The organism is Maricaulis virginensis, from assembly GCF_027922185.1.
Classification (GTDB): Bacteria; Pseudomonadota; Alphaproteobacteria; order Caulobacterales; family Maricaulaceae; genus Maricaulis; species Maricaulis virginensis.
In genome coordinates, this window is sequence record NZ_BSFE01000001.1 from 58,982 (window position 1) to 72,041 (window position 13,060).

Genomic DNA, 13,060 nt, shown 5'->3' on the forward strand with positions numbered 1-13,060 from the left:
TCCCCTTGACGCAATGCCTACTCCCCGTCTTTCAGCTTGCGGTCGAAATAGTCGAAGATTGTGTGCCAGAGATGGACCTGCCGCGCTTCGCCGCGCACGCCGTGGCGCTGGCCGGGATAGGTCATCATCTCGAACGGGTAGCGCCGTTCCTGCATTTCCGAATAGAGCCGCACGGAATTGGCGAAGATGACATTGTCGTCCGCCATGCCGTGGATCAGCAGCAGGGGCGTTTCGTAATTGTCCAGGTGTGCAAAGACCGAGGAAGACTGGTAGCCCTCGAAGTTTGCGTCCGGGTGATCCATGTAGCGCTCGGTATAGGCGGTGTCGTAGAGCGTCCAGTCGGTGACCGGCGCACCCGAAACACCGGCCGCGAAGGCGCCGGGCGCCTGCAGCGTGGTCATCAGCGTCATGTAGCCGCCATAGGACCAGCCCCAGATACCGACCCGGTCGGCGTCCACGAAATCCAGGCTTTTCAGATAGTCCAGGCCGACGAGCTGGTCTTCCACTTCGACCGACCCCATGCGGCGCTGGATATGGCTTTCGAACTCCCGGCCACGATTCCAGGCACCGCGATTGTCGATGGTGAAATAGACATAGCCGCGCTGGGCAAAGAGCTGCGGACGCACGCCCTGCCAGCCGCGATGCACCTGCTGGGAATGCGGGCCGCCATAAAGATACTGCACGGCGGGATATTGCCGGTCCGGATCGAAATCGGCCGGCAGGTAGAGCTGATAGTAAAGCGTGGTGCCGTCGGCCGCGGTCAGCGTGCCGAACTGCGGTACGATGTGATCGGCCGCATAGTCGAAATAGGGATGGCCTTCGACAACGGCGTTTTCCTCGATCCAGCGGATCCGTTCGCCATCCACGGAATAGAGCGCGGTCTGGGCCGGTGTGTCGCTGTCGTCATAAGTGCCGATGAAGGTCGCCGCATCGCTGGCGAAAGTGGCCGACCAGCGGCCTTCACCCTGCGTGATCTGTACCGGATCGGCCGAGCCGTCCAGCGGGACCGAATAGACATGGCGTTCGAGCGGCGTCTCGGTCCAGCCGGTGAAATAGACGACGCCGTTTTCGGTATCGACGGCATCGACCTCGTTGACCAGCCAGTCGCCGGCCGTGACCTGGGCGATCAGCGAGCCGTCGGCGGCGCGGTGCTGGATATGGCGATAGCCGCCCGGCGTGTCCTCGCTCGTCCAGATGACTGTGCCATCGGCGAGGGCGCGGAAATCGTTCGTCAGATTGATCCACACATCGGTCGTCTCGACCAGCCAGTCGCGCGCCTCGCCGGTCGCCGGATCGGCGGCCAGAATGGTGAGTTCGTTCTGCATCCGGCTGAGCACCTGGATGTAGGCCGTGCCGCTGTCGGAGGCCCAGTTCACACGGGCCAGATAGATATCGTCGGTCCCGGCCAGCTCGACCTGGCGGCGTTCGCCGGTCTCGCGGTCCAGGATGAACAGCTCGACGATCGCATTATCGGTGCCGGCGCGCGGATAGCGCTGGTCGACCACCGCCGCCGAACCGTCGGTGGCGATCTCCATGCGTTCGATATTGTCGACCGGGCTTTCATCGACGCGCGCGATGGCGAGATAGCGCTCGTCCGGCGACCACCAGTAGCCGGTGCGCCGGTCCAGTTCCTCCTGGGCGACAAATTCCGCCATGCCCCAGGACACCAGCCCGCCGCCTTGCGTGGTCAGCGCGGTTTCCTCGCCGGTTTCCAGATCGATGAGATAGAGATTCTGGTCGCGCACGAAGGAGACGAAATTGCCCTGCGGGGAGATGCGGGCATCGGTCTCGTATTGCGGCGTTTCCATCAGGCGCCGGGCCTCGCCGCTCTCGACATCGACCCGGAACACGTCGCCATCGAGCGGCACGAGGATGGCCTCGCCCTGGCTGTCCCAGTCATAGGAGACGATGCCGCTTTCGGAGATGCGGGCGCGCTCGCGCAATTGCCGTGCGGCTTCGGACAGCTCCTGCTCTTCCGGTGCCAGCACGCGGGCATCGACCAGACGATAGGGTTCGCCGCCATCGATATCCATCGCCCAGAGGTCGAGCACGGAGGCGTCCTCTTCCTTGGCCCGCAGGAAGGTCACGCGGCTGCCATCCGGCGAGAAGGTCAGTGAACGCGGCCGGGCGCCGGCCAGGTCCGGACTGGCAAAGGCGCGTTCGATGGAGAGAGCGGGTTCGGCCGCGGGCGCAGCGTCTTGCGTCGCAGCCGTGTCGTCCTGTGCCGGCTGGCACGCGGCCAGCAGGACGGATGTGGCGGCAATCAACCGGTATTTCATGAACGCTCTCCCCATTGGTCCGAGGGCACACTAGCCGTGCTCCGCCGGGTTGGGGAGTGGGGGAATACCGTTGACCTCATGGACGGCCGTGTTTCTCTGGGGCGAACAGACACAAGCGGTGTGATTTGTCATGGCCAGCCCCGTCGACGACTATCTGCAAACGCCCGGACCCTGGCGCGACGAAATGCAGGCCCTGCGGCCCGTCCTGCTCGATAGCGGCCTCGACGAGGCGCTGAAATGGGCCAAGCCCTGCTATGCTCATGCCGGCGAGAACATCGCCATCATGCAGCCGATGAAGGACTTCCTGGCGCTGATGTTCTTCAAGGGCGCGCTGGTTGACGATCCGGACGGCATCCTGCGCGAACAGGGCCCCAATTCGCGCGCGGCAAAGCGCCTGGAATTCACCGGTGTCGAGGCGATCCGGGCGGCAGAACCGCAATTGCGGGCGCTTGTCGCATCCGCGATCGCTGTCGAGGCATCCGGCGCGAAACTGCCGCCCCGGGGCGAGCTGGAATTGCCGGAAGAGCTGACCGAGGCGCTCGCCGACGATGCTGAACTCAGCGCCGCTTTCGACGCCCTCACTCCCGGCCGCCAGCGCGGCTATGCCCTGCATATCGCCGGTGCGAAACAGGCCGAAACCCGGCGTAACCGCGTCGCCAAACACCGCCCCCGCATCCTGGCCGGCAAGGGCCTGCGCGATTGAGCCGCCCTTTCTCTCCTCACTCTCCCTCCATTGCCCCCGGCCTTGTGCCGGGGTCCGGCTGAGCCTCCTCCTGAAGCCCCACCAGACCCCGGAATAAATCCGGGGAAAGCGGCTCGGTGCTCTTCTTCCCCACCTCGTGGGGAAGTGGGCCGCGGCGTTAGCCGCGGGTCGAAGGGGCCGGCGCGGAGCGCCGGGAGGCGGTGGAGCTTGTCTCAAGCACGACGCCGCTGGCGCGGCGCCCCTCCGTCTCGCCGCCTTGCGGCGATCCACCTCCCCATGGAATGGGGAGGAAAGGCGTGTCAGCACCAAACCCTCCACGAGCTTGCGCCCTGGAGCGATGAGAGGGGTGCGGGATGCACGGCGGACATCGTGTCCGGATTTGAAGGTTTGGTGGTGATGCCCGAGGCATCCCGCACGCGGAGATTTACCCGGGTCCCTTGCGGGCCCCGTCTCGAAACCTGCAGGCACGGGCCGGTCGAGCTTTGTGCCGGTGTCCCCGCAGATGGCCACGCCGGAGCCTGATGCTGTCACCCACCAGGCGCGGACGAGCTCCGCACGCTCCCGGGCACAAGGGACTGAGCTCATGCCTCCCATCCCGGAAACCGATGACGATGTTAAGGGCAAATGAGGGGGCGGGGATAAATCTCCCTTGTTGCCCCCACAAACCGTCATCCTGACGAAGGTCAGGACCCAGATCGTAAAGGGAAATTTTCGCCAGGCGGGCTTAGATCGAATGTCGGCGATGTGAGGGATAAGTGCGAGATCGCGGCCACCGCGCTCTATGAACTGGGCCCTGACTTTCGTCAGGGTGACGGTGTTTGGTGCGGCGCTCTCACTCTGTCTTCCACCCTCCAAATTTTTCCCGGACGAAGGCCCGCGGAAGCGGGCTGCAGGTCCGGGATCGACCGAGGGCCATTTCAAGCGATGAGCTTCCCGTAGATCCCGGCGCTTCGCCCGGCCTTGGCCGGGCTTTCAGCCGGGAAAAGCGGCGGGGTGTTTAGGGTGAAGGGCGCCACTTCACACCTCCACTCCCAAGGTCGAGACGCGTCTCCATCGGCATTGACGAGAGCTTTCATTCGTGAAAACGGAACGCCGCCGCGCGCCCGGCATGCCATCCCGATTGCCCAAACGGCCGCTCTCGGTTAGACGGTGCGGTTCAGGCTTCCCCCAAGACCAAGAGAACCGAACCGCAATGGCCGCCTATAAATACGTCTACCATATGGACAAGCTGTCGAAGACCTATCCGGGTGCTTCCAAGCCGGTCTTCCAGGACATTTCCCTTCACTTCCTGCCCGACGCCAAGATCGGTGTTGTCGGCGTCAACGGTGCGGGCAAGTCCACCCTGTTGAAGATCATGGCGGGGATGGACAAGGACTTCACCGGCGAGGCCTGGGCCGAGAAGGGTGTGAAAGTCGGCTATCTGCCCCAGGAACCGCAGCTCGACGAGAGCAAGACGGTCTGGGAAAACGTCATCGAGGGTTCCGAGCAGAAGCAGCTTCTGGAAGAGTTCAACGCCATCTCCATGCAGCTCGCCGAGGATTATTCCGACGAGCTGATGGAGAAGATGACGGCGCTCCAGGAGAAGATCGACGCCGAGAACGCCTGGGATATCGACTCGAAGATCGAGATGGCGATGACGGCGCTGCGCTGCCCGCCGTCCGACTGGGGTGTGGCCGAACTCTCCGGCGGCGAGCGCCGCCGCGTGGCGCTGTGCCGCCTCCTCCTGTCCGAACCGCACATGCTGCTGCTCGACGAACCGACCAACCACCTGGACGCGGAAAGCGTGCACTGGCTGCAGACCTATCTGGAGAAGTTCGAGGGCGCCGTCCTGATCGTCACCCACGACCGCTACTTCCTCGACAGTATCACCACCTGGACGCTGGAGCTCGATCGCGGCCGCGGCGTGCCCTACGAGGGCGGTTATTCGGCCTGGCTGGAGCAGAAGGCCAAGCGCATGGCCCAGGAAGAGCGCGAAGCCTCGTCCAAGGACAAGGCGCTGGCCCGCGAACTGGAATGGATCCGCTCCTCGCCCAAGGCCCGCCAGGCCAAGTCCAAGGCGCGTATCAAGTCCTATGAGGAACTGCGCGAGAGCGCCGAGAAACGCGAGATCAACCACGCCCAGATCAACATCCCGCCGGGGCCGCGCCTGGGCGGTGTCGTGGTGGAAGTCGAGAACCTGAAGAAGGGTTTCGAGGACAAGCTGCTGATCGACGGCCTGTCGTTCAAACTGCCGCCGGGCGGCGTGGTCGGCGTGATCGGTCCGAACGGCGCCGGCAAGTCCACCCTGTTCAAGATGATCACCGGCCAGGACAAGCCGGACGAGGGTTCGATCCGTCTCGGCGAGACGGTGAAGCTGTCCTATGTCGACCAGTCGCGCGATGCGCTCGATCCGAACAAGACCGTCTGGGAGGAAATCTCCGGCGGCAATGACATGATCGATCTGGGCGGCAAGGAAGTGCCGAGCCGCGCCTATGTCGGCGCGTTCAACTTCAAGGGCGGCAATCAGCAGAAAAAGGTCGGCCTCTTGTCGGGCGGTGAGCGCAATCGCGTCCACCTCGCCAAGACGCTGCAGACCGGCGGCAATCTCCTGCTGCTCGACGAACCGACAAACGATCTGGACGTGGAAACCCTCGCGGCGCTGGAACAGGCGCTGGAAGTCTATCCGGGCTGCGCTGTGGTGATCTCGCACGACCGTTTCTTCCTTGACCGTCTGGCCACCCACATCCTCGCCTTCGAGGGCGACAGCCATGTGGAATGGTTCGAAGGAAACTTCGCGGACTATATGGAAGACAAGAAGCGCCGCCTCGGTCCCGACGCCGAAATGCCCCGGCGCATCAAGTTCCAGAAGTTCGGCCGGTAGGCATGCTGGCAGACGACGAGCGTCGCGAATTGAGGGCCTGGCGGTCACGCCAGGCCCTTGCCGTATGTGTACTCGTCCTTGTGCTTGTCCCGCTGCTGGCGCTGGTCGTCATTGCGATTGCCCGGGATCTGCCGAACCTGTTCCGGTCGCCGCTCTTCCTGCTGCTGCCGGTCATCCTGGTCTGGCTCTGGCTGCTGGGCCGGTCACCCCGGCGCTGGCTCAAGGCCGGAGAGGATGAACGCGCCGCGGATATCCGCAGCGTCCGCGGCGAGGTGGCGGTCGATGCCCGCCGCGGTGCCGGCCTGATCGCGCCGTCACGCTATGCGTTGCGGATCCGGAACGAGATATTCGAGATCGGCGCGTTCTGGGCGGAGCAACTCATTCCCGGCAAGACCTATACCGTGCGCTATGCGCCGCACAGCCGCGCCGTCGTGTCGATTGCCCGTCAGGGCGCTGCGGCCGACCCCGTCGAGGCCGGTGCGGATATCGATCTGACGCGCCGCGAACGCGACCTGCTGCGCCTGATCGCCGAGGGGCTGACCGACAAGGAGATCGCCCGCGAGCTCAATCTCTCCCCGGCGACGGTGAGGACCTACAACTCCGACCTCTATGCCAAGCTGGGCATTTCGCGCCGCACCCAGGCGGTACCGGTTGCCGACCGGCTCGGCCTGACATCTGCCGACTGACAGATTGCCGACATCTGTCGATGGTCCGGCCGGGCGGGCCGGGCAAGGCTCGCCTCCGCATCAAGACGGAGGCGGTACATGCAGTCCACGACATCCACGTTCCAAAGCCCCTGGCGTTTCTGGCACGGGGCGGCCGTTCTGGCCTCGGCGATGACGCTCTACATCCTGCTCAGCTGGGCGCATATGGAGATCGTCCGCCAGACCGTCGGCATGCAGGCCTATCTGGGCGAGGGGCCGCGCCTGCCGCCGCATGTGCTTGTCGCCGGGCAGGCGATCAAGGCCGGCGCGCTGCTGACCATGCTCTGGCTGGTCGGTCTGCGGTTGAAGGGCCTGTCTGCGCGCTGGATCGGATTGGTGCCGGTCAAGCCGGTCTGGATCGGGCTGGGCGTGCTGACGGGGCTGGGCGGGTTCTGCCTCCTGCTGGCGCTGGCAAAACTGATCGTCGTCATCGTGCCGGACTGGCTGGCTTTCGCGCAGGCGCCCTTTGCGCTCGATGCCGGCAATTCGCTGGCGGGCAGTATCGCCTTCCTGGCCATGACACTCGCCATCACGCCTGTGGCCGAGGAGATTTTCTTCCGGGGTTTCCTGTTTCGCTGGATGAGCGGGCATCACCGCGTCTGGCTGGCCGCGGGCGTCAGCTCGGTGATGTTCGGTGTCGCCCATATCCTGCCGCCCCAGGCGATTGCGGCGACACTGATGGGGCTGGTGCTGTGCTGGCTCTACTGGCGCACCGGTTCGATCTGGCCGTCGGTCGCGGCGCATGTGACCAATAACGCCATCGGCATCGGCCTGGGCGCGGCGGCCGCCGGCGGGCATCTGCCCGCCTGGCTGACGCCCTGACGTCGGCCCCCGTCAGTCGGCCTCGGTCGCGGCCTCGCGCAGATGCGCAATCAGCGCGTCGATCTGCGTCTCGCGCGGCCCCTCCAGCGGAATGTCCGGGATGACCGGGGCGCTGGATGTGTCGCCGGAGGGGCGGATGAAGACATAGATCGGCGCGGCCACTTCCAGCCCGGTATGGGTGAGCCGGTGCAGCTGAACCTGGCCGGTGGAATTGGCCCGGCCTTGCGTGCCCGGACCGGCCACCGGCGCGATGCCGAAATCCTGCACCGTGGCGGCCAGAACGATGGCCTGGGAATAGGTGCCGGCACCGACGAGAAAAGCCGTCCGGCCGGTGAAACGGTTGGCGAGTTCCGCCGGCGGTTCGACCCATCGGGCAAACGGCATCGACATCACGTCGCCGATCTGCGAGCCCGGGATCAGGGCCTGGTTCTGTTCGGTGATGCGGGCGGTGACGGCGGACAGGGGCGTGTGACGCTGCGTCGTCAGATAGGCCAGCAGATGGTCGGACAGCATGTGGGCGCCGCCGCCATTGGCGCTGATGTCGACGATCAGGATCTCGCTGCCGCGCGCGGCAATCTCGGCAAAGGCCTGGTCGATGAAGGCCTTGAACTCGGTCTCAACGGTCGGCGCGAACGTGTTGAGGGTGAGAATGGCGGCAGCGTCGCGGAAGGCGAGATTCCAGTTGCTGGATGCGGTCGTTGCGCGGTCGACGGCGGGGTCGAGCGTCACCTCGCGGCGCTGGCCGCCGGGCGCTTCCAGGGTGACCGTCCAGCTTGGTGCGCTGCCGGTCAGCGCCCAGAGATATTGCGGGAAGCGGGTCTCGACGAGATGGGCGCGCAGGCCGGGCGTATCGCCATGCGTGCGGCGCAGCGCCTGCGCGACCAGTGTGCGGGTATCGCTACCGTTGATCGCAAGAATGGTCTCCCCCGGCGCAATCGCGCTGTCGGCCGCGATCGTGCCGGCGACGGTGAGACGGCCGTCCGCCAGGCGCACGGGCAGGGTGAAGGCGCTGCTGCCATGGGCGAGATCGGCCTCATAGGCCTCCTGCGGCAGGCGGATTGCGACATGCCCGTCATTGAACAGCGGATTGAGCGGCGACAGGGCGAGCCAGGCCTCGCGCCGGGTATAGTCGCCCTCGAGCCCGTCAATGACGGCGTCGAAGCCGGCATTCACGGTGTCGACATCCATGCTGAAACCGGGCTGCGGATGGGTGGCGAACAACCAGTCGCGCCATTCGGCGACATCCGCGGCGACAGCGTCGGCGGGGACGGTATCGTTGCCGCCGGCATGCGCCGGGGCGGAGAGGGCGAGGCCGGCCAGACCCGCCAGCAGCCAGAGTTCTTTCATCATGGGACGAACCGTGTTCCAATAAACGTAACCAGTAACGTAACCGGTAACGTAAATTTCGAAGCGAGGCAATCGGGACATGACGGACGTGGAGGAAAGCGGGCTGAACGGGCTGATTCACGGCGAGATGGCGCCGGGCTTTATCGGCCTTCTGCTCGGGCGGATCGTTGACCGTCTGGTCGAGGAAGGCGTGCCGCCGGCGCGCGAGGCGGGCATCACCGCACCGCCTCGCACCTTCTCGATGATCATGCTGCTCGCCCGGGCCAGCCAGACCGTGACCGAGCTGGCGCAACGCCTCGGTGTTACGCACGCCGCCATCATCAAGACGGAACGCACGCTGGAGAAACTCGGTCTGGTGGAGCGCGGACAGGATCACGGCGATGCCCGGCGAAAACCCCTCTGCCTGACGGCGCAGGGCCGGGCGGAGGCGGCGCGCATCGCTGATTTCATGGCCCGGGTAAACCGGGTCTATGCCGGACTGTTCGAGGAAATCGGCGTCGACCTCTTCGCCGCCGCCCGGGCCTTCGATGCGGCACTGGACCGGGAGGGATTCGCCGAGCGGTATCGCCGTTTCTAGTCTATGTCCCCAGGCGCCGGGCGTTCTGCATCCCAGCGGCGGGACCAGTCGGTCAGCTGCAGCAGGATATCGCCGAGACCGCGGCACAATTCCGTCGGTTCGTAGCCGTCATCGCCCAGCTCGACCAGGCCCGCTTCTCGCAGTGCCGCCAGGCGCTGATTGAGTACGGTCGGGGAGACATTGTCGCACCGTGCGCGCAAGGCGCGGAAAGTCAGGGGCGCATCGCGCAGCTCCCAGAGGATGCGCAGCATCCATTTCTGCCCGACCAGCTCCAGCACGGCCATGACCGGCTGCCTCGAATTTGCCTTGATATCGGCCAATTCCCGCCCTTGCGCTACAGAATGTGTAGCAGTATGAGTGCTACATAAAGCGTAGCAAATGGTCTTGCGCGCTGCAAATGGAATGACACGACATGACCGCGCCTTGAAAATCGCATCCGGACCGCCAGCAGACCGGCCGGGCCGCTAACTGAACAGACCTCCCCCAAAACCACAACGGACCGCAACGGTCCCAGGAGACAAGAATGACTCGCAGACCGACTGCGTGCCCGAAGACGTGCGCGCCTTTTTCCGCCTCCATCCTGCTCGCCGGAGCCGCTGCGGCAGCCCTGCTGGCGCCTGTCGCCCAGGCCCAGGCCGGTAGCGGCAACTGGTATTTCTTCGGTGACAGCAATATCGGCCAGGGCAATTTCTCGGCGATTGTCGGATCGCGTGGCGATGATTTCTTCCCGAATTCCTCGAACAATGGCTTCGAGCGGGACTCCAACGGACTTGTGTGGGCGGAGATGATGGGCCGCGATGTCGACATCGTGCTCGATCCGGACGCGAACTCCTCGAACCTCAATTTCGCCATTTCCGGTGCACACATGACCCGCGGCGGCGATCTGGTGCCCTTCGGTGTCGAGACCGGCGTGACGGTCCAGACCGAGGGCTTTGGCGCCCTGGTCGAGGCGGGCGAGCTGGAGGTCGGCCAGAACGACGTCGCCTTCATGATCGCCGGTGCCAATGACTTCCTGGACCGGCTGGACGCCGATGAGGCGGCCGATGCGATCATCGCCGATGTCGCCGAAGCCGCGGCCGGAAATATCGAGCGCCTCGCCGCCCATGGCATCCGCACGGTGGTTATCTCTGAGATCCAGCCGCTGCAATACGCCCCGCTGGTCGCCGGCGATGCCGAGACGCAGGCGGAGCTGGCCGCGCTGGTCGATGCGGCCAATACGGCCCTGTTCGACGCGATTGCAGCGGCCGACCTGCCGGAGGGCATGAATGTCGTGACGATGAAGTATTCCGACTTCATGGCGCATATCGACCGGAACGCGGCGGCGCTCGGCTTCGACAGTATCGCGACGGCCTGTTTCGATGAAGCAGCCGGTACGCTCTGCGCGACGGCTTTCGAGGACCAGAACCGCTATCTCTTCCTGGACGATCTGCACATGACCGAAGCCGGTCATCGCCTGGCGGCGCAATGGTGGATGGCGACCCTGGAAGGCGCGAATGGCGAAGCCGCCCGCGAGACCGGACGGATGCCGTCGGTGATCGCGCTGGGCCAGGACATGGTGGGCCGCAGCGCCGGTGGCAGCCGGTTCCGCACAGAGGCGGAGAACCGGGTGCTCTTTGCCGACTATATCCACGCCCGGCCGCGCCTGGACGGCGCTGCCGGCGAACCGGAGGCCCGGTTCGAGCTGCGCGGCTTCGTGCTGGGCGGTGAAACCCGTATCGGCGAGCATACCTATGCCGGTGCGGCTGCCAGTATCGCCGATACCGATACGGACCTGTCGACGGGCGGTGCCTTCTCCTCCCGCGGCCGGTCGGCCCATGGCTGGGCCGGCTATCGCACCGGCGCTTTCGATGTCTCGGCCAATGCCGTCTACGGCGTCTTCGACATCGACGACATCCAGCGGCAGACCGGCGTCGACCTCCTGACGGCCCGAGCATCGACGCAAGGCCGGTACTGGGATCTCAGCCTGGCGGCGTCGGTTCGGTTCGACCTGGGCGAGATGGGGCATGTCGATCTGCGCAATGCGCTCAGCATCTCGGAAACCGCCATCGACGGTTATGCCGAGAGCGGCGCTGACGGCCTGGCACTGGCCTATGAGGACCAGACCCTGCGAAGCGAGCGCTACACGCTGGAAGCCGAGTATCGCGGTGAGGTGTGGGCCGTGTCGCCGGGTATTTCGGTGCGTCCTGTCGCCGGCCTGTCCTGGCGGCACGAGTTCGGACCGGACAGCCATGCGCTGACTTCCCGCCTGATCGACAATACGGCGCTGCCCTCGACGATCCGTGCGGCGGGTGCAGCGGAGAACCGGTTCGACGGCACGACCGGTTTCGATGTCGAGTTGGGCGGCCGCTGGATGGCGGGTGTGCGCTATACCTACGACTGGTCCGACGATATCGGCGATGGCGACAGTGCGCGCATCTTTGCCCGCATGACCTTCTAGGCTCGCACGGGCTTCAGGGCCCGGCTCTTCTCGGCGGCGCCTAGAAACGTGCCGCCGAGAAGGGGGCTGCAGTGACCGGCGGCGTCTCTTCGCTCATCAGGGCGGCGAGAAGGTCGCCGGAGCCCATGGCCTGGGTCCAGCCGAGATGGCCGTGCCCGGTGATCAGCCAGAGCCCTTTTGCGCGGGTCTCGCCGATGAAGGGGCGGCCATCGGCCGACATGGGCCGGAAGCCTGTCCAGGCCTGCTGGTCGCCGGCGAGGAGTTGCGGGGCGAGATCGGGATAGAGATCGCGAAGCATGCGGCGCAGATTCTCGATCCGCTCCTCGCGCAGCACCGGATCGAGCCCGGCGAACTCGGCCGTGCCGGCGATGCGCAAGCGGTCCCCCATGGGGGTGGCGATGGCGTGACGGGCTTCGTCGACCACCGGCAGGCCGGGGCGCTGGTTGAGGCCGGACATGTCCAGGGTGAGGGAATAGCCCTTCACCGGCCGCACCGGCAGGTGCAGGCCGAGCGGCTGCAACAGGCGCCAGCTTGTGTGGCCGGTGGCGAGCACGATATCGTCGACCTCGATCTCTTCCTCGAGGGTGCGCACGCCGACAATGCGGCCGCCGCGGTCGACGAGATCGACAATCCGGGTATTCCATTCAAAGCGCACACCGGCCCGTTCGGCCGCTGCGGCGAGACCGCGCGTGAAGGCGCGCGCATCGCCCGACTCATCATCCGGATAGAAGATCGATCCGGCGATGCGGTCGGCGACGGTGGCCAGCAGGGGTTCTTTCTCGATCGTCGCGTCGCGGTCGAGAATTTCCAGCCGCAGGCCGGCATCGCGCAGCATTTCGCCCATGCGCCGCCGTTCTTCCATCGGCGCCGTCGTGCCGCAGACTTTCAGCGTGCCGCGGGTGAGATTGTCGAACTCCAGCGCTTCGCTGTCCCGGACGGCCTGGGTAAGAGCGAGCGAGTGGCGCGACAGGGCGAAATTGGCGCGGCAGGACGCTTCATAGCGTTTGCGCGTGGAGTTCGCGAGAAAGCGCAGCCCCCAGGGCACAAGGCCGGGCAAGGGTTTCAGGCGCAGTTTCATCGCGGAATGCGGGTCCGGCAGCGAGCGCAGCAATTGCCAGTGCACGCCCGGCGCATTCCACGGTTCCGGCTCGGACGGGGTCAGCGCGCCGGCATTGGCGAACGAGGTTTCGCAGGCGGCCTGGTCATGGGCGTCCATGACGGTGACCGAGTGACCGCGCTGGCGCAGGGCCCAGGCGGCGGCAATCCCGGCGAGCCCGGCGCCGACGATGAGGATTTCCTTTGTAGTCAAAGCGCTCTCCGGCGGGTCCGCC

General features: G+C 65.7%; 10 protein-coding genes. 6 read left to right on the forward strand and 4 right to left on the reverse strand.

Annotation, left to right across the window (positions count from 1 at the left end; genetic code table 11):
* Positions 1-17: 17 nt before the first annotated feature.
* Positions 18-2,279 (reverse strand): S9 family peptidase, encoded by a 2,262-nt coding sequence (locus tag PKE71_RS00280; protein WP_271184948.1) that lies wholly within the window; start codon positions 2,277-2,279, stop codon positions 18-20.
* Between the two features lie 130 nt (positions 2,280-2,409).
* Between PKE71_RS00280 and PKE71_RS00285 the strand changes: the two genes are divergently transcribed.
* From PKE71_RS00285 to PKE71_RS00300, 4 genes are all read left to right on the forward strand, one after another.
* Complete coding sequence (locus tag PKE71_RS00285) at positions 2,410-2,982, forward strand: YdeI/OmpD-associated family protein (protein ID WP_271184949.1); 573 nt, start codon at positions 2,410-2,412, stop codon at positions 2,980-2,982.
* Positions 2,983-4,174: 1,192 nt separating this feature from the next.
* Complete coding sequence (gene ettA, locus PKE71_RS00290; protein WP_271184950.1) at positions 4,175-5,842, forward strand: energy-dependent translational throttle protein EttA; 1,668 nt, start codon at positions 4,175-4,177, stop codon at positions 5,840-5,842.
* Positions 5,843-5,844: 2 nt separating this feature from the next.
* Positions 5,845-6,528: a helix-turn-helix transcriptional regulator gene (locus PKE71_RS00295; RefSeq protein ID WP_271184951.1), complete on the forward strand. Its 684-nt coding sequence runs from the start codon at positions 5,845-5,847 to the stop codon at positions 6,526-6,528.
* 78 nt (positions 6,529-6,606) lie between these two features.
* Positions 6,607-7,368: a CPBP family intramembrane glutamic endopeptidase gene (locus tag PKE71_RS00300; protein ID WP_271184952.1), complete on the forward strand. Its 762-nt coding sequence runs from the start codon at positions 6,607-6,609 to the stop codon at positions 7,366-7,368.
* Between the two features lie 12 nt (positions 7,369-7,380).
* Here the strand turns inward: PKE71_RS00300 and PKE71_RS00305 are convergent, their stop codons facing one another.
* A complete protein-coding gene (locus tag PKE71_RS00305; protein ID WP_271184953.1) occupies positions 7,381-8,718 on the reverse strand; it encodes a S41 family peptidase in 1,338 nt (445 codons plus the stop codon).
* 76 nt (positions 8,719-8,794) lie between these two features.
* On the opposite strand from PKE71_RS00305, the gene PKE71_RS00310 reads away from it, so the two are divergent.
* Entirely contained in the window at positions 8,795-9,292 is a 498-nt protein-coding gene (locus PKE71_RS00310; protein ID WP_271184954.1) for a MarR family winged helix-turn-helix transcriptional regulator, read from the forward strand.
* On the opposite strand, the gene PKE71_RS00315 is transcribed toward PKE71_RS00310, so the two are convergent.
* Complete coding sequence (locus PKE71_RS00315; RefSeq protein ID WP_271184955.1) at positions 9,289-9,576, reverse strand: winged helix-turn-helix transcriptional regulator; 288 nt, start codon at positions 9,574-9,576, stop codon at positions 9,289-9,291. The two genes, PKE71_RS00310 and PKE71_RS00315, sit on opposite strands and share 4 nt — an antisense overlap.
* Before the next feature lie 239 nt (positions 9,577-9,815).
* Here PKE71_RS00315 and PKE71_RS00320 point away from each other — a divergent pair, with 239 nt between their 5' ends.
* Positions 9,816-11,729 carry an autotransporter domain-containing protein gene (locus tag PKE71_RS00320; RefSeq protein ID WP_271184956.1) on the forward strand — a complete coding sequence of 638 codons (1,914 nt, stop codon included), beginning with the start codon at positions 9,816-9,818 and terminating at the stop codon, positions 11,727-11,729.
* A gap of 40 nt (positions 11,730-11,769) precedes the next feature.
* Here the strand turns inward: PKE71_RS00320 and PKE71_RS00325 are convergent, their stop codons facing one another.
* Positions 11,770-13,038, reverse strand: a complete 1,269-nt coding sequence (locus PKE71_RS00325; protein WP_271184957.1) for a D-amino acid dehydrogenase — start codon at positions 13,036-13,038, stop codon at positions 11,770-11,772.
* Positions 13,039-13,060: the final 22 nt, after the last annotated feature.